General features: G+C 49.8%; 16 protein-coding genes. 5 read left to right on the top strand and 11 right to left on the bottom strand.

Annotated elements, in window-relative coordinates; genetic code table 11:
- Positions 1 to 157 precede the first annotated feature (157 nt).
- A complete protein-coding gene (locus ACE41H_RS00795) occupies positions 158 to 1000 on the top strand; it encodes an alpha/beta hydrolase family protein (RefSeq protein WP_375352590.1) in 843 nt (280 codons plus the stop codon).
- 8 nt (positions 1001 to 1008) lie between these two features.
- On the opposite strand, the gene ACE41H_RS00790 is transcribed toward ACE41H_RS00795, so the two are convergent.
- The 7 genes from ACE41H_RS00790 to ACE41H_RS00760 form a co-directional block, all read right to left on the bottom strand.
- A complete protein-coding gene (locus ACE41H_RS00790; RefSeq protein WP_375352589.1) occupies positions 1009 to 1878 on the bottom strand; it encodes an ABC transporter permease subunit in 870 nt (289 codons plus the stop codon).
- Positions 1875 to 2858: an ABC transporter ATP-binding protein gene (locus tag ACE41H_RS00785; RefSeq protein WP_375352588.1), complete on the bottom strand. Its 984-nt coding sequence runs from the start codon at positions 2856 to 2858 to the stop codon at positions 1875 to 1877. The genes ACE41H_RS00790 and ACE41H_RS00785 overlap by 4 nt, the downstream gene beginning before the upstream one ends.
- Complete coding sequence (locus tag ACE41H_RS00780; protein ID WP_375352586.1) at positions 2855 to 3895, bottom strand: hypothetical protein; 1041 nt, start codon at positions 3893 to 3895, stop codon at positions 2855 to 2857. The genes ACE41H_RS00785 and ACE41H_RS00780 overlap by 4 nt, the downstream gene beginning before the upstream one ends.
- Before the next feature lie 89 nt (positions 3896 to 3984).
- Positions 3985 to 4503 (bottom strand): sigma-70 family RNA polymerase sigma factor, encoded by a 519-nt coding sequence (locus ACE41H_RS00775; protein ID WP_375352584.1) that lies wholly within the window; start codon positions 4501 to 4503, stop codon positions 3985 to 3987.
- A 290-nt stretch (positions 4504 to 4793) separates the two neighbouring features.
- Positions 4794 to 5612: an SDR family oxidoreductase gene (locus tag ACE41H_RS00770; RefSeq protein ID WP_375352583.1), complete on the bottom strand. Its 819-nt coding sequence runs from the start codon at positions 5610 to 5612 to the stop codon at positions 4794 to 4796.
- 159 nt (positions 5613 to 5771) lie between these two features.
- Positions 5772 to 6353: a TetR/AcrR family transcriptional regulator gene (locus tag ACE41H_RS00765; protein WP_375352582.1), complete on the bottom strand. Its 582-nt coding sequence runs from the start codon at positions 6351 to 6353 to the stop codon at positions 5772 to 5774.
- A 1092-nt stretch (positions 6354 to 7445) separates the two neighbouring features.
- The gene (locus ACE41H_RS00760) at positions 7446 to 8381 is read right to left on the bottom strand and encodes an NADP-dependent oxidoreductase (RefSeq protein ID WP_375352581.1); all 936 of its coding nucleotides are present in this window, start codon (positions 8379 to 8381) and stop codon (positions 7446 to 7448) included.
- Positions 8382 to 8578: 197 nt separating this feature from the next.
- Between ACE41H_RS00760 and ACE41H_RS00755 the strand changes: the two genes are divergently transcribed.
- The gene (locus ACE41H_RS00755) at positions 8579 to 9433 is read left to right on the top strand and encodes an MmyB family transcriptional regulator (protein ID WP_375353134.1); all 855 of its coding nucleotides are present in this window, start codon (positions 8579 to 8581) and stop codon (positions 9431 to 9433) included.
- A 53-nt stretch (positions 9434 to 9486) separates the two neighbouring features.
- Here the strand turns inward: ACE41H_RS00755 and ACE41H_RS00750 are convergent, their stop codons facing one another.
- Together ACE41H_RS00750 and ACE41H_RS00745 are read right to left on the bottom strand one after the other, a co-directional pair.
- On the bottom strand, positions 9487 to 10014 hold the full coding sequence (locus tag ACE41H_RS00750; RefSeq protein WP_375352580.1) for a DUF5412 family protein: 528 nt from the start codon (positions 10012 to 10014) through the stop codon (positions 9487 to 9489).
- A gap of 137 nt (positions 10015 to 10151) precedes the next feature.
- A complete protein-coding gene (locus ACE41H_RS00745; RefSeq protein ID WP_375352578.1) occupies positions 10152 to 10472 on the bottom strand; it encodes a hypothetical protein in 321 nt (106 codons plus the stop codon).
- A gap of 175 nt (positions 10473 to 10647) precedes the next feature.
- On the opposite strand from ACE41H_RS00745, the gene ACE41H_RS00740 reads away from it, so the two are divergent.
- Positions 10648 to 12423, top strand: coding sequence for an ABC transporter substrate-binding protein (locus ACE41H_RS00740; RefSeq protein WP_375352577.1), 1776 nt, complete (start codon positions 10648 to 10650; stop codon positions 12421 to 12423).
- Between the two features lie 87 nt (positions 12424 to 12510).
- Here the strand turns inward: ACE41H_RS00740 and ACE41H_RS00735 are convergent, their stop codons facing one another.
- Positions 12511 to 13488 (bottom strand): aldo/keto reductase, encoded by a 978-nt coding sequence (locus ACE41H_RS00735; protein ID WP_375352576.1) that lies wholly within the window; start codon positions 13486 to 13488, stop codon positions 12511 to 12513.
- 231 nt (positions 13489 to 13719) lie between these two features.
- On the opposite strand from ACE41H_RS00735, the gene ACE41H_RS00730 reads away from it, so the two are divergent.
- Both ACE41H_RS00730 and ACE41H_RS00725 read left to right on the top strand, forming a co-directional pair.
- The gene (locus ACE41H_RS00730; RefSeq protein ID WP_375352575.1) at positions 13720 to 14652 is read left to right on the top strand and encodes an NAD(P)-dependent oxidoreductase; all 933 of its coding nucleotides are present in this window, start codon (positions 13720 to 13722) and stop codon (positions 14650 to 14652) included.
- Between the two features lie 57 nt (positions 14653 to 14709).
- Positions 14710 to 15639 (top strand): NAD(P)-dependent oxidoreductase, encoded by a 930-nt coding sequence (locus ACE41H_RS00725; protein WP_375352574.1) that lies wholly within the window; start codon positions 14710 to 14712, stop codon positions 15637 to 15639.
- 113 nt (positions 15640 to 15752) lie between these two features.
- Here the strand turns inward: ACE41H_RS00725 and ACE41H_RS00720 are convergent, their stop codons facing one another.
- Entirely contained in the window at positions 15753 to 16154 is a 402-nt protein-coding gene (locus tag ACE41H_RS00720) for a MerR family transcriptional regulator (RefSeq protein ID WP_375352573.1), read from the bottom strand.
- Positions 16155 to 16185: the final 31 nt, after the last annotated feature.

Below are 16185 nucleotides of genomic sequence, written 5' to 3'. Positions count from 1 at the left end.
AAATGTATAATTTCTGCCGTATGGCAACAAGTTAAACAGGGTCGCATCTGCACAAAAGCGGCTTTTCGCTGTCTAACCATTTTTTTGAGGGAGTTGTCCTTCATGGTAAAATAACATTATGTACACAACCGACATCAAAAAGGAATGAAGCCTTTACATGTATCATCTCACTTATTTGTCAGACGGACTGCGCGTCAAAGGATATCTGTGCCTGCCTTACGGCTGGAGATTGCCCATATCGGCAGTGCAGGAATGGCTGCAGTCCCATTACCGGGTAAAAGATCTTCAAGTAACGGAGCTTGCTTGCCCGATTCATGTAACACGTACGGAGGTGCCGGAAGGGAAATGGCCCGTATTGATTTACTGCCGCGGCGGCATCGGACGAGTGGGACAAGTCAAAACAACATGGCTAGAGGACTTCTCCGTCCATGGCCATATTATTTTTGCCCCTTCCTATCGCGGCACTGAAGGCGGTGAAGGAAGGGACCAATTCGGGGGAAGCGATATCGAGGACGTGTGCAGTGCCTATCAATTTCTGGCAGGACTTCCCTTTGTTGACGAACGGCGTATTTCGGTCATGGGCTTTTCCAGAGGCTCGATCAATGCAACAACCGCAGCTGTACGGATGAAGCAAATGTACAAGCTGGTATTATGGGGCGGCGTATCGGACCTTGCTCAAACCTATGAAGAACGAATCGATCTGCGCCGCATGCTGAAGCGGGTGATCGGCGGCTCCACCGGCAAAATTCCGGAAGCGTATGATATGAGATCACCGATAACCTATGTATACGACATCCACTGCCCGGTGCTGATCATGCATGGCACAGAGGATATACAGGTAGATTACAGTCATGGTGCAGGAATGTTCAGACGGCTGCAGGAAGCAGGAAAAGACGTGACCTTTCACACGTTTCAAGGATACGGCCACCATCTTCCTCCCGCCGTGCATGCTATGGCAATCCAGAATATGTTTGCCTGGCTGCAGAAGCCTGTTCCATAGGACAGCGGTTATAAATCTTTGCGGATAAAACGGCGCAGCCCCAGGCAAAAAAGGACAACCGTGTAAAATAACGTGTAAAGCAAAAAAGCTGGCGAGGGAATGTCACCGACGCCAAGCGGTCCGCTCGCGTTCACCGGTATAAGTCCGCTGATATCCTCGAAGCTGAACAGCACCGCCTGCATTTTCCGTTGCAGTGCGTCGGCCGGCATGATCAGCTGCAGGATTCCCGCCACATTGTTCAAGGTTTGCAATGGCTTCGGTTCCAGACCGATTGCGCCGGCGATTTTACCGATCATACCGCCAAGCCAGCCTGCCCCATAGAGCATCGTCATAACCACACCGTTCGCAACGCTGGTCAGATAACCTGAGCCGAACATAGACACGGTAACAAGCAAAGGAACAACGGAGGCAAAGAGCAGGAAAGACTGTACCAGCACGGCCGGGTCCTGCGGAATTGCGGCATGGATATCTGTGATCCACAGGATCAGGCTAAATAAAATCAAAGCATAAATAATACCTAGCGAAACATATCCGAGCCAGCGGCCAATATACCATTTCCACCTCGGAAGCGGCCGCGGCAGCATCGCCTGCATAACCCCCTGCTCGGCCTCGCCGGCAATGGCGGAAAATGAACTGAAAATAGCCAAAAAGGCGAGCACAAAGCTGGCGAAGAAAAAACCGAGCATCAGAATGAACATACCGACCGTAAATTCCTGGATCAATCCTTCGTTATTATTGGGATCTATGCTTACGTCGCCCCCGATAGCTCCAGCAATGAACCAGAAGCCGATCAGAAATACGACTGTCATCAAAAATGTCAGCAGCAGGACCCGTTTGCGCAGCAGCTCCTTCCAGGTCATGGACCATATCATCCTCATTCCTGTTCCCCCCTATGATTGAGCCCGGCCACAGCTTCCATGAACCACTCCTCCAGCCGTTCACGGACCTTGGTGACTTCATACAGCGTCATCCCCTGTCCGACCAGCAGCGCATTAACCCAGCCTGCCTGCTCCTCGCTCTCCAGCTCCGCTTCAAGCCAAACGGCATCATCCGCACTTCCTGCGCCGGTCATGCCGTCTTCTCCTTTTTCATCGGCAGATACCCGAAAGCTGAAGCCTGTCGTGTCATGAAGCCAGGACAGCAAAAAAGGCGAAAATCCGCCGACTTTAAAACGCCAGCAGACTCGCTTCTGAAGCACTTCGGCTACCCGTCCGTGACGGAGCACCTGTCCGTTATTCAGGAGTGCCATGCGGTCGCACAGCACCTCCACATCCTCCAGCAGATGGGAGTTCAAGAAAATTGTTTTTCCCTGCTGCTTCAGCTCTTCGAGGATCGCCCGCACATGCATGCGGCCGACGGGATCCATGGCAGACGAGGGCTCGTCCAGGAAAACGACAGCCGGATCGTTCACGAGAGCGCAAGCCAGTCCAAGCCGCTGCTGCATGCCTTTGGAATAGTGCTTAACCCTGTCCTTACCTCGTTTGCCCACACCCACTCTGTGCAACAGCTCAGGGATTCTTCGCTCCGCTTCCCGCCTATCCAAGCCGCATAAGCGCGCGTGCAGCCGGACGACCTCTTCGCCGCTCAGCCATTCCTGATACCGGTACAGCTCGGGCAAATACCCGATTTGCCGTTTCGCTTCAAGCGTGCCAATAGGTGCGCCCATCACGCTCGCCTTTCCGGCTGTCGGGTGAATCAGTCCGACCAGCATTTTCACGAACGTGCTTTTTCCGGCACCGTTAGGTCCGAGGAAGCCAAAGGCTTCCCCTTTCCCTACCGTGATGGTGACGTTGCGGCAGCCGCGCCCGTTGCTGTATTCCTTGGTCAATCCGTTAGCGTCGATGGCCGCCTCGCTCATGCCTCCACCAGCTCCTTCAATTTGTTCATGAAGTCAGCTCCCTTTTCGTAAGCAGACCCTGCTTCAAAGTAGAACATCTGTCCGTCTTTAATCCAGATGGCGGTGCGGTCTGTCATGCTGTCGAACTTGCGCTCTTCAACGAGCACCTTCGTGCCTCCAATCGTGATGTCATCGCTTTTGGCGCTTTTATCAACGACATACGGCATCGGAATAGATCCTGAAAGGATGCTGCTTCGCTGCAGCTGTTTTTTCAGATCGTTGGGCAAAATCGGAAGCTGAAGAACAGCCTCAAGTGCTTCTTCCACATCAACAGACGGATCCACCGTAATTTCCGGCGCCTTCATCTGTGTCAAGGATGCCCATTGGTCCTGATCAGTTTTTAAATCGTACATTACACTTTCATGTAGGGTTAAAGTGATCGGTTTTCCGTCAATCGATTCCGGCAGCAGCTTCGTTGCGCCTACACGCTGCATGGCCTGGTTCACTTCTTCGATATTCATCTTCATTGTAATTTCGTTTGAAGGGGAAATGTGGACCGTATCCTGGTCGTCTGTCAGATCAGTGGACAGGAGCGGATATCCCAGCCGGGAAGCCGCCTGTTCACGGGTAAATTCCCCCTGTAAGGTTCCACCCTTGGTTGTAAACTCCCCGAACGAGTTGTCCTTGCTGAACGACTCGCCCGGAGCCATCTGATAAAACATGCTTTCAAGTGTATCACTGTCAACGGTGGCGATCTCCTGTACGCGGAACTGATTTAAAATCGCCGCAAGCGCATTATTGCCCATAGGGGTTGCAAGAACGGCGCCGAAGATCACGACTGCCACTGCGCTCGCTGTCCACTTGCGGGCATTGCTTGCCCGGCGGCGGAAGGCTTTTGCCGGAGCCGGAGCTTCAGTTGCCAGCTGAGATGACTCATTGGAAGGTGCGGCTGAAACCTCTGGCACCGTAAGAACATCGGCAAGCTTCAGACCGTGCTGCTTACTCTCCGTGCCCCATGTCTCCCATTTTGCGTTTACCGGCTCCGATGCCAGTCTCATTTGCAGCTTTTCCCAAGCTTCGTGTGTTCTTTTATCCTCTTGAGAATTTTGTGGATTGGTCGTCATCTATTTTCAATCCTTTCCGATTGTTAATCCTGCCGGGCCATAGCCTTGGTGGCTGTGGCCTGCAGCTTGCGTGTCGCTCTTTGCAGCAGACTGCCGATCAGCGGCTGCCTGACATTGAGCTCCTGTGCGATCTCCGCGTAGCTGTAGCCCGAATAGCGGAGAAGCAGCGCCTGGCGGTCCCGCTCGGGAAGTCTGTCCAGCCAGGCCCGGACTTCTTCCTGATCCATTTGGCGCATCAGCGCATCTTCTCCAGATTCAGGAGTGGCTTCCCCCTCGTACATCATCTCCTGCTTATTTTGCAACTTCCTCTCTCTAGCTTTTTTCTCCAGGTAATCGTATCCGATTCTAGTCAGTACACGGTGCAGCCATGCCCCCATGGCCTCCGGGTTGTCGGGCGGGTTCCTGTACAGCCTCAGGAATACCTCCTGTGCCAAATCATCGGCTGCGGCTTCATCCCGCACCAAGGCGGTCAGTTTTCTGTGTACAGTTGGATAATGCTCATAAAATATGTTACGGAATGCCGAGGATTCCGGAATACTCATTTTGTTTTGCCTCCTTTCAGCTGCAGCTATTAGAAAGACGAACTCTTTTTTTGTTTTGTAGCAGGACCAGGAAAATTTTCGGATTAATCATTATTAGATTATACAGCAAGTCCTTGTCCCCCTTGTACCGGTAAAACTTGAGCCTGGCGAAATGCAAACAAGGAGGCTCCCCTTGTAAACGGTTTATTTAAAAGGAAAACCGTCAGGGAAGTTCACCCTGACGGTCCTTTTGAATTTGGAGGATATCTGAAACTTTGTACTCGTGTCCGTGGCTGTTATCTTGATCCTGATCAATAGTTTTTGACCATTGTCTCCAAATATTCTTCGATTGGCACAGAGTTTCTAAGGGCCATCAGATTGTTGCCGGCCGCGCCGATAACCGTGCGGAATTTCTTGCTCTTCCCCGTCGCCAGCGCGACAATGGCATCCACGATCATTTGCGGGTCATCCAGTTCGCCGTGAGTTTCAGCGGAACTCATGATTTCTTGAAGCTTCATCATCATATCGTCGTAATCTTTAATATTCTCATCTTTGTTCCAATTGATATTTTCCTTGAAATTATTTCCTGAAGAGCCGCCTTGCTCAATCAATCTAAGCTCGATATTAAATGGACGCAGTTCGTAATAAAGACCTTCCGTCAAACCTTCTAAAGCAAACTTGGACATGTTGTAGAGTGATCCGAGCGGGACCGCTGTCGTGATTCCCATGAACGAACTGATATTGATAAACATCCCCCCGCCGTTGGCCCGGTAATGCGGGAGAAATTTACGAATGACATTGATCGGTCCCCGCGTATTAACGGCAAACTGCCAATCGATCGCGTCCTCTTTGGCCAGCTCCAACGGGCCATATGTGCCCATTCCGGCATTATTGATGACGACATCAATTTTCCCGAATGCGGCTATGGCTTGCTCTACAGCCGTTTGAACCTGATCCACCCGGGTAACATCCAATTTGAATATTTTAATGTTGTCATAAGACGTCAGCTCTGTTTCTTTCTCCGGCGTGCGCATGGTGGCCGCAACATTCCAGCCCATTTGAGCGAAGCGAATCGCCGTTTGTTTACCCAATCCCGAACTGGTTCCCGTAATAAATACCGTTTTGCTCACCTTAATACCTCCAATTTTGTATTGAACGTTCATTCTATAATTTGCAACAACTGGATTGAATGTTCGTTCTATAGCTTGTAATGATTAGATCGAATGATCGTTCTAATCATAATGCCCTATAATCTGTTTGTCAAATGAAGCTATATCGGTGGACACCGTTTATTCGCTGCATACCGACTTCCAGCAGGAGCGAATCGCCGTACGGATCGTCTCTTCCGTTAATTGAAAACGCCCCTGCAGATGCCCTTTGATCAAGTAGACGAATGAACCGGAATGCATCTGCACCAAAGCAAGCGGATTCTCCTTGACGAAAAGCCCCTGGTTGATCGCCTCCGCGTACAGCTTGTTCATCGGTCCGCACCAACCGCCCTCGTAAGCCTCTTCTTTCGACTCTGGATAAATGTAAGGGGAGAAGGAATACTGCTCGATAAACCGGAAGCCCTGCGGATGCTCCAGACTGAGCCGGACGTAACGCTCCCAAGCCTGCTCGAAGCGCTTCCGGATGTCGTCTGTATCGTAAAATCCTTTCAGCACAAACTCACCGTTGAACCTGACGATCGCTTTGTACAGCTCGTTGATGATAGATTCCTTGCTGCTGAAATAATGGTATATATTACCTGTCGAAACACCGGACTGTTTAGCTATGAGCGACATCGACGTCGCCTGTAGATCTTTCTCGATCAAAATGCCAAGAGTCGTCTCCAACACGGCTTTCTGCACTTTGTTATAGTTCTCGAACATAGAGACTCCTCCCACCGAAATTTTTGTATAGCAGCCAGATTGAACGCTCATTCTAATGATAAACACATGCGTCTTTCTCGTCAAGTGTAACGGTCTTAGCACTCGGTGCATTAAAAAAGGCAACCCCTCAGCTATTATCCATGACTTAAGGGATTGCCCCCGATTCCAATCAGAACATCATCCACCAAATCTTACTCAGATCAATTATTTAGATTATCTATTTCGGTCACTATAAACGGTAAGGCTTTTTCTATATATTATTCTGCCGAGGAAGACCCATTATTTTTCCAATCTACTGATGCTGCGTAAATTCCAAAACTTAATATAACTGCACCCACCTTTAAAGCTTCGGAATCAAGATTAGACTGTTGTTTTAGTAGAGAAAATAATAGGTTCCGGCAAACCTTGCTGAACTAATTCAGATTGTAGGAACTAGAAGTGGGAGGGATATAGATAAATTCTCTGCGTATAACATCGGGTATGACAATGGTATGAAGCTGAACGTTCCCATATTAAAAGCAGCTTATTTGCTTATGAGTGCAAGGTAATAGATTCAAGAACCTATGGAAGCCATGACTTTGTAACAGAAGAAATCCAGACTATTTACAAAGATGAAGAAAAATTCATAGAAATGGATGGATGGACTATGCCAAATATGAATAAGTTAGAAATCCCTCTTTATTTAGGACGTTCCGTATATGCTACTTTCAATGGTGATTCGGAGCAGAAAGATTATCCAAAGTATCGTTTTAAATAAAGAAAAGACTTTCTTTCCTTAATATCAGGAAAGCAAAGTCTTTTTCGAAAATGTGGACACCCTCTCTTACTGACTTCTCTTTGCCTCGTTTTTCCTCTCTATATATTCCCAAGTATAATATGAAGCCCAAAATAAGAGAGGAACAACAACTACAAACTTTCTGGATTCCTGAGGCAAATAAATTACTAGAAGTATTATAGCTGCCAAAAAAGGAGGAAGAAGAATCCAATATTTTCTATTGTACTTTTTGAACACATTTCGACCCCCACCATTTACCATTTTCACTATTTTACCACACTATTTAGTTATGGAGGGATAAAATTGTTAAGATTCAGTTAAACATTCCTGCAAATCAGCAGTTGTCCTTTTTTACTAGCTTCGCCTGCCTGGTGCGCTTCCGCCACTCCCTTTGCAGTGAATGGAAAAATCCGATCAATATGGACCTTAAGCTTTTGTTCCTGAACATAACGGATAAGGGATGACCAGTCGCTGTTACTCGGCTGCGGCCGGACAAATAGAGCTTCGATGCCGCGTATGCGCTCGTTCTGACCGATCATAGGAGATACAAGCGATAGAAGCTTGCCTCCATCCTTCAATACCGTGTAACTTTTTCGTTCCGTTTCTCCACCGTCTCTTACCATATCAAGTACCATATCTACCGGACTGACCGATTCCGCAAAATCGGTTGTATTGTAATCAATCACCTCGTCAGCCCCCAATTGCCGCACAAATTCATGATTATGGGCACGAGCCGTGGCAATTACGTATGCTCCGTGCTGTTTGGCAAGCTGAACGGCGATATGCCCCACTGCCCCTGCACCTGCGTGGATCAGAATGCGCTGTCCCGACTGCAGATTGCCGAATCGAAACAGCGACTGCCATGCGGTCAGACCAACAGCAGACAGCGCAGCCGTTTCCTGAAACGAGAGCGTGGGCGGGATAACAGCAAGCCCTGTCTCATCTACTGCCACATATTCCGCATAACCTCCACCGGTTGGCAGCAACCCTATAACCCGGTCGCCAGGCTTCACACGTGTGACCTTCTCTCCAACCTCTCTCACGATACCAGCAATTTCTATACCGAGAATATGTGGCAGCCGGAGGGGAACAACATTGCGAAAAGCTCCAGTAAGAATCAAATGATCCCCGGAGTTAAGCGTTGTTACGTACATTTCGACAAGCGCCTCGTTTTCTTTCAGCTCCGGTTTGGCTATTTCCTGTTCCTGTAGAGCTTCTGAAACCCCGTAATCCATCATCATGATTGCTTTCATGCTGCTGCCCCCCATCTTATGTTTCCAGTGATTGTTCTTTGACATTGATTTTCATAAACGAATATACTTGAACCAAATATTTGGCCCAAGTGTAAAATTACACTTGCACAAACAAGGGGGAAAACTTCGTGTATACAGACCGGAGCCCACAACTTAAATTGCTGAAAGCTGCACTAGGGGAAATCGAAGCGCTCCGCATGAAGCGTCAGCGTCAATATGCCGATCAACCCCATCCTTCATTAAAACGTTTCACCCAAGAGGAATTGAATGACGAAGTCTGCCCTACGTATAAAAATTTGCTGATCGGACGTTCAAATCGATTGCCGGACCGACACACGTTAATAAATATTGCCGACTATCTTGAGTGCACCTCTGATGAGCGCAACGATCTGCTCGTAGCTGCCGGTTATCTTCCGCTGGATTCCCCATTGGAAGGACGCACCCTGGAGCTTGCGCTGGAGCAGGCACATCAATTGATGACTCATTTGCCCTTTCCTGCCATGGTCGTTAACTATACTTTAGATATAAAGGATTCTAACGAAGCATTCCGTCGCTTATTTGAAATATCTCTTGATTTTTTTTACGAAAATCCTATGAATTTGTTCGACTTTCATTTTAATTCTGAACTTCCCATCAGATCACGTTCCAGCTTTGACACAGCATCTTTGGAACAGTGGAAATCGCACGCGATCCATGGAATCAATGCTTTCAAGAGGAATCATCTGCTCTCCCGCTACGATGCCTGGTACCAGAATCTGACGCAAAAAATCCATCAATACGCCGATGCCGACCAGATTTGGAAAATGGAGCCGAAGTATCAGGAATTCCAAGAGAATTCCTCCAGAACGATATTAGCCAGAACGGAAAGCTCAGGCGAGCTGGTTCCCATCCGTTACAAGCAAATTTATATTTCTGCCGGCAGCAGCATGTACCCAAGAATCGGAGTTTTCCTGCCAGTGGATGAGCCGGCGCGGAAAGCTTTTGAATATTTAGGCTGCCCTGCCGAGTACAGTCATATTTTCTCCGCTTCAACTCCTCATCAAACAGGATGATAACACAAGAAAAAGACTCGCTTTCCTTAAGATCAGGAAGCAAGTCTTTCTTATTATTGAAATAATGATTCCCCTTTCTTTAAATCCAATTTATGATTATTAATCAAAATTATGTGATTATTTTCCCATTCAACATCAACTTGATCTACTCTCTTTTCAGCATAAATCTTTTTCTTAGACCAAAGTGGGCCTCTTAACTCACCCAAAACACCAAATGTCCCCATGGCCCCCGCGTTAGTACGATAGAAATGGATTGTATACTTATCATCTGGAGAATGCACTGTTGAGAGCAACCCTTTTGCCCCCGAGAACATAGTTGTAAATGATACAGCAATGAGCATAGTGAACATAAGTACTGCGGAAAGAATTATTGAGATCCAACTCCGCAGCTTCGCAAACCAGCTTGATTTATCGAAAATGCCTAATATACCCAGAATCAAGGCCAGAAAGGAAAAAATAAGAATTATATAATTGGGCGGAGAAATCATCCATTCATTATAAATAAAAGAATATAATGAGTATAAAGTTAAAATAAACAAAATCATTGCTAGAGAAAAAGCACTCCAATTATATGTTTTCATAAGAAGTACACCTTCCTTTTAATCCTTGCCTATGTATATAATGGTTCATTATATCGGGTCGTCGTTCCCGCTGTAAAGTTCAGTAGAACAACCGGCAGACAGTGCGCGCTCCCGGAACTTGTCTGCCGATCAGTCTGCTAAATAAAAAGAAAAGGCAACAGGAATAATAAGGAAATTGCTGCGAAAGGCGCAAAATTGCGAAATGGCCTAAAGCCACCATAAGGATATCCGCCAAAAGCCTGGGTCTTCACGGCGCCCGCCTTTTTGCGTCGCTGCTTTGCCTTGGAAATGTTGGACGATCTAACAGATGCAACGGGTGCTTCGCCAAATACAAGTCCCTGATCTGTCACTTCACTCAGCGTACCGGTCATATAGGAGCCGTCATGGAAGACTACACATACGTTTTTGCCAATATGCTGTTTGCATACGTCTTGTTCCAGCGGGTAAATCATCTGCATGATATTCCCCCCCTCTCTCATTCTTCTCTTCACATTGTATTCCTCCCCATTTTTTGTGGTTCCGGGCGGGCGCGGAGATGCCTCTTTATCAGGTACCTCAAATGTCCACCCAAAAAACAGGAAAATGAGTGTATGATGTACTATAGACTTGTTGTTAACAACCGGAGGAAGCCTCATGAACTTGATGGAACAACATTATACGAGAATTCTGCAGATGTGCGGAAACATAAGTGGCCAGGGGCAGGAGCATCCTGTCACGGTGCAGCAGTTGGCGGACGAGCTGTGCTGTACGCCCAGGAACGTTAAATTTATTCTGCGCAAACTGGAGGAAACGGGTTATATTCGCTGGCAGGCGGGAAAAGGCAGAGGCTGCACCTCTCGCATCACCCTGCTGCGCGGGCTGGATGAAATGGTAGAGCAGCACTTCAGGGCTTATCTCAAAGACGGCAAGGTCAGGGAAGCGGTGGAGCTGATGTTGAATCCCGCCCTCTCTCCTTTTTTGCAGGATAAGCTGCGAAATATGCTCGACCGGGAGTTTGGCCTGCAGTCACTGGAGCAGGATGCCGCCGGTCCTGAAGTTTTGCGCATCACCTATAACCGGCACCTGCACGTAATGGACCCCGCCATGGTGTTTACGGCGATCGAAAGCAGCCTTCTTGGCCAGCTGTGCAATACGCTGATCGTGTATGATCCGGTCTCCCGCAGCTTTCTTTCGTCCTTGTCACACACCTGGGAGTACCGTGAAGAGGAACGCTGCTGGGTATTCTATCTGCGCAAGGATGTCCGCTTTCATCATGGCCGCACACTGGCTGCCGAGGACGTTGTATTCACCTTTAACCGGCTGCGGGGGCAGCGTTCTCCGGCTTTGTGGCAGTTTGCCGATGTAGAGCGGGTTGATGCCTGCGGCAGATGGACTGTTGTTTTTTATATGCGGAAGCCGAATACCTTTTTGCTGCATTCCATTGCCTCCATTCATATGTCCATTCTTCCCGTGGGAACCAACCTGAACGAGCATCCGGTTATCGGTACAGGCCCATTCCGTATAGCTGAACAAACCGAACATCTGATTGTGCTGGAAGCGTTTAGCGATCATTTCAGGGAACGGCCACTGCTTGACCGCGTTGAGTTGCTGTTCGTACCCAACGAGCGGTCCAATGTCCGCAATTACTCGCTTCCGCAGACGAATACGCCGAAAGTGGATGAACAGCAGGCGACATCAGAGCTGGATTATGCCGTTACCGGCTGTCGCTACCTGCTGTTCAATATGACAAGGGAGGGGAGCCACAGGCAGTATCCGTTTCGTGAGGCAATGCGTATTCTGTACAATCCCCATGCCCTGCTCCGTGAATTGAAGGGCAACCGTCTTCTGGCGGCAAACAGCCTTCTGCCGGAAAAGAGCCGCAATTCGCCCCTCCCGGACAGACCGCTCGAAGAAGCCGGGCATCTGTTGACCAAGGCCGGGTATCATGGGGAAGCATTGAAGCTGTACTTCCTTCCGAAGAAGGACGAGACCGAAGAAGCGCATTGGCTACAACGGCGCTGCGCTTCCGTCGGTGTAAACCTTGAGCTTCACCCGATACACCGGATTGACCCGCAAATGTTCAAGGAAGTGGCGGATATGATTCTCGCTGAAGAAGTGCTGGAAAGCGATGTGCAATGGGGATTGTTTAATTTCTACCTTAATCCGGAAAATTACCTTAATCTGCTGCTGCAGGACGAGCAAAAAAAGGCGATAAACGCCCTGCTTGGCGACTTTAGCCAAGTGCAAACGAAAGAGCGTGAGCAGCGTCTTGACCAGTTGGAACAAATGATCCGGGATGAAAAATGGCTGTTGCACGGCTGCCATGTGAACAAAAAAAGCCAGCTCCACCCTTCACTGCGCGGTCTGCAGGTGGAAGCCTTCGGTTTTGTCGATATTTCAAAAATATGGATCAAGCCCTCTTCCTTGTAAGCCTGTCATGAAAAAAAAGGAGTACCTGTGCGGATTCACACTCAAACCGCGCAGGTACTCCTTTTTCTATATGTTCACTATGTTAAATTACCAGGCATAGGCTTCCGGCGCCGGCTTGCCCGGACCCGGGAAAATCTCGTCAAGCTGCTTGAGTACGTCCTCCTCCAGCCTCACTTCCGGAACGTGGAGAGAGTCCTCAAGCTGCTGCAGCGTCCGCGGTCCGATGATCGGCGCGGTTACGGCGGAATGGGACAGCACCCACGCCAGCGCAACGACATCCTCCTTCTCCCCGAGCTCCCGGCATACGGCGGAGAACCGCTCCAACTTGCTGCGGTTCTGCTCAATCCGCTCCTGCGAGCGCGTGCTGCGTGCGCCTGTACCAGACAGCGCGTTACGCCCGAGCAACCCGCCTGCCAGCGGACTCCAGGGAATAACACCCAGCCCAAGCGCTTCCGCAGCCGGAAGCACCTCCAGCTCGGCGGTGCGCTGCATCAAATTGTATAAATGCTGCTCGGATACCAGTCCGAGAAAATGGCGCGCTTTGGCTTCAGCCTGGGCGACGGCAATATGCCAACCTGCAAAGTTGCTGGAACCGATATAACCCACCTGCCCTCGCTGCACCGCATTTTCGAACACACCCCACAGCTCATCCCACGATACATTGCGGTCCACATGATGCATCTGGTAAAGCTCAATATGATCGGTCTGCAGCCGCTGCAGCGAGCCTTCCAGATGACGGCGGATCTTGTAAGCCGATAATCCCCGTTCTGCATTAGGCCCGTCTGTCTCATCATTCATGTCTCCGTACACCTTGGTTGCAAGTACAACCTTCTCGCGCCGACCGCCGCCCTGCTTGAACCAGCGGCCGATAATTTCCTCCGTCCAGCCCCTGTGCGCTTCGCCGCCGTACACGTTTGCCGTGTCAAAGAAGTTGATGCCCGCATCCAGTGCGGCGTCCATAATTTTGAAAGCTTCCTTCTCCTCCGTCTCTGGTCCGAAGTTCATCGTCCCCAGACACAGCTGGCTGACCTTCAATCCCGACTTGCCCAAGTAAGTATACTGCATGTCCAGCCTCCCGCCCTTTCATGTGATTAGGATTTGGCAATAATGCGTAAACTTCCGCGTTCCCGCCTGAGGTCAGTATTCGTCCTTTGCAGTGAGAACGCTGCCAACCACTATTTTACATGTTTGTTTCTATGTTTAAAACCATTGCCTTCATTCGGTGTGAAAAATACATATTGACTTTGACACTGTGTCAATCTTTTAAGATCAAGCAGAAAGGAGATGAAGACTCTTATGAAAGAAATCAGACAAAATGAAAACTTGGTAAATCATGAATCGAATACTGGCAACATCAAACACCCGCCAGTAACGGTTATCGGCTTGGGCATGATGGGATCGGCTCTCGCTCACGCATTATTAAAGCAAGGTTATCAGACGACAGTCTGGAATCGGACGGCCGACAAGGCTGATAAGCTTGCGGCACAGGGAGCAGTGGTGGCGGGCACAGTGGCCGAAGCAATTTCGGCGAGTCCGCTGGTGATCATCTGCGTGCTGGATTATAGGGTAGTGAGCGAGATTCTCGAACAAGCGGGCGATACAGTGCACGGCCGGGCGATTGTAAACCTGACCAACGGAACGCCAGCGCAAGCACACCAGACGGCTGCCTGGGCAAGCGAACAGGGCGTTGAATATTTGGACGGCGGGATCATGGCTGTTCCACAAATGATTGGCTCCCCTGAAGCGCTGCTCCTGTACAGCGGTTCGCAAAAGATTTTCGATGCCTATGGACCGGCGCTGGAAAGCTTCGGGTCCGCAAGGTATCTTGGCCCGAATCCCGGTCTTGCTCCTTTGCATGACCTTGCGTTATTGAGCGCTATGTATGGAATGTTCGGCGGCTTCTTCCATGCCGTTGCCATGATTCGCTCGGCACAGCTCCAAGCGGAGACGTTCACCTCGCTTGTCGTTCCCTGGCTCCAGGCCATGTCAGCCTCCCTGCCCCACCTGGCACAAGCAGTGGATGCAGGCGAGCATCAAACAAAGGTATCCAGTCTTCATATTAATCAGACAGGATTTGTCCATTTCATTGACGCCTGCCGTGATCTGGGAATAAGCACCGAGCTCATGACGCCAATTCAGGAGCTGATCAATCGTGGGGTCGCAGAAGGCTACGGCACCGACGGCCTGTCCCGATTGGTCGAGCTGCTCCGAAAGCCGGAATTGGCTTAAGCGGTTTGCACATTTGAAACTAACATATGAACTCGATTAGATTGGAGGTTATTTCTAATGACAATAAACGAGCCGTTTCACCAAACAGGCCTTAACGAAGCAACGCAAACCCTGAATCGTACACCGGTAACGATACTCGGCCTGGGGCCGATGGGGCAAGCTCTGGCCGGGGCCTTCCTGAAAGCCGGTCATCCGACAACCGTCTGGAATCGGTCTGCTGGTAAAGCCGCTGCCCTAACCGCGCAGGGAGCGATCCTTGCCGAGAGCGCCGCCGATGCCGTTGCCGCAAGTCCATTGACGATTATTTGTGTCCTCGATTACGGTGCCGTGCAGGCGATCATCGGTGGACTTGGCGAAGCCCTGCAGGGGAGGACTTTGGTGAATCTGACGAGCAACCCGCCGGAGCGCGCGCGCCAAATGGCACAATGGGCTGCAGAACACGGAATCGCCTACCTGGACGGAGCGATTATGACGCCAACAACGACGATCGGCCACAGCTCGGCCGTTGTCCTTTACAGCGGACCTGCGGCTGTCTATGAAGCTTATCGCGAAACCCTGGCAAGCATTGGCGGTACTTCCGTGCATCTCGGCGAAGACCCCGGCCGGGCTGCGGCATACGATATATCGCTTCTGGATATTTTCTGGACATCCATGAGCGGTTACATTCATGCCCTCGCTTTGGCGCGGGCGGAGAACATAAGCGCGAAAGAATTGCTTCCCTTCGCTCAAAACATCAGCAGCATTCTGCCGGAAATTATGACTATAATGGCCGAGCAAGCTGATAGCGGACAATATCCGGGAGAAGGCTCCAACCTTCAATCGGCAGCCGCGGGCATTGAGCATATTGTTCATGCCGCACAAGCCCATGGCATTGATTCCAGCGTTCTGCTTGCAGCACATGTTATTGCCAAGCGAGCCGTCGACGCCGGCCACGGCATGGACAGCTTTGCCCGTCTGACCGAGCTGCTCCACGAGAAACAGAGTTAGCGCAGACTCAAATTAAAGGGTAATGTCTACATCTGTCGAATCGGCAACAAAAAGCCCGATCCATCTTTAGGTGGACCGGGCTTTCCTCTAACCTTTTGCTGCTGAAGAATTGCTTATGATTCGGGAGCTCCGCCAGTGGCGGTAGTCAGTAACCGCCGGGCTCTCATTTGTTCGATGCGTTGGTCCAACCGCTGCTGCACGGCAGTGAGTGATTGAATTTGCTGGGCGATTTCTTCGCGTTTTTCTTCATAAGCCCCAAGCATTTCTTCACAGACTCCGTCATCGTCGGAATAAGCATCATAAGTATCATGGCATTTCAAAATTTCAAGAATTTCCTTTGTTGACATCCCAAGCTCCAAATAAATCTGGATCGTCTTGATGCGCTTGACATCGGCCTCGCCGAATTCCCGATAGTCGTTGTCAAGCCGTTTTGCAGCAAGCAGCTTTTTCTGTTCATAATACCGGATCGAGCGGGCGCTTACCCCCGTCACTTTGGAAAGCTGGCTTATTTTCAAGGGGATGCCTCCTTTCAGCAAATTGTTCTTT

Source organism: Paenibacillus enshidis (assembly GCF_042136365.1).
GTDB lineage: Bacteria > Bacillota > Bacilli > Paenibacillales > Paenibacillaceae > Paenibacillus > Paenibacillus enshidis.
Note: the sequence above shows the minus strand (reverse complement) of the source record. Positions and strands in the feature narration are given on the sequence as shown.

Excerpts from the sequence above, each read along its gene's own strand:
- ACE41H_RS00795 (WP_375352590.1), top strand. The coding sequence starts at position 158 with ATGTATCATCTCACTTATTTGTCAGACGGACTGCGCGTCAAAGGATAT.
- ACE41H_RS00790 (WP_375352589.1), bottom strand. The coding sequence starts at position 1,878 with ATGAGGATGATATGGTCCATGACCTGGAAGGAGCTGCTGCGCAAACGG.
- ACE41H_RS00785 (WP_375352588.1), bottom strand. The coding sequence starts at position 2,858 with ATGAGCGAGGCGGCCATCGACGCTAACGGATTGACCAAGGAATACAGC.
- ACE41H_RS00780 (WP_375352586.1), bottom strand. The coding sequence starts at position 3,895 with ATGAGACTGGCATCGGAGCCGGTAAACGCAAAATGGGAGACATGGGGC.
- ACE41H_RS00775 (WP_375352584.1), bottom strand. The coding sequence starts at position 4,503 with ATGAGTATTCCGGAATCCTCGGCATTCCGTAACATATTTTATGAGCAT.
- ACE41H_RS00765 (WP_375352582.1), bottom strand. The coding sequence starts at position 6,353 with ATGTTCGAGAACTATAACAAAGTGCAGAAAGCCGTGTTGGAGACGACT.
- ACE41H_RS00760 (WP_375352581.1), bottom strand. The coding sequence starts at position 8,381 with ATGAAAGCAATCATGATGATGGATTACGGGGTTTCAGAAGCTCTACAG.
- ACE41H_RS00755 (WP_375353134.1), top strand. The coding sequence starts at position 8,579 with ATGAAGCGTCAGCGTCAATATGCCGATCAACCCCATCCTTCATTAAAA.
- ACE41H_RS00750 (WP_375352580.1), bottom strand. The coding sequence starts at position 10,014 with ATGAAAACATATAATTGGAGTGCTTTTTCTCTAGCAATGATTTTGTTT.
- ACE41H_RS00745 (WP_375352578.1), bottom strand. The coding sequence starts at position 10,472 with ATGCAGATGATTTACCCGCTGGAACAAGACGTATGCAAACAGCATATT.
- ACE41H_RS00740 (WP_375352577.1), top strand. The coding sequence starts at position 10,648 with ATGAACTTGATGGAACAACATTATACGAGAATTCTGCAGATGTGCGGA.
- ACE41H_RS00735 (WP_375352576.1), bottom strand. The coding sequence starts at position 13,488 with ATGCAGTATACTTACTTGGGCAAGTCGGGATTGAAGGTCAGCCAGCTG.
- ACE41H_RS00730 (WP_375352575.1), top strand. The coding sequence starts at position 13,720 with ATGAAAGAAATCAGACAAAATGAAAACTTGGTAAATCATGAATCGAAT.
- ACE41H_RS00725 (WP_375352574.1), top strand. The coding sequence starts at position 14,710 with ATGACAATAAACGAGCCGTTTCACCAAACAGGCCTTAACGAAGCAACG.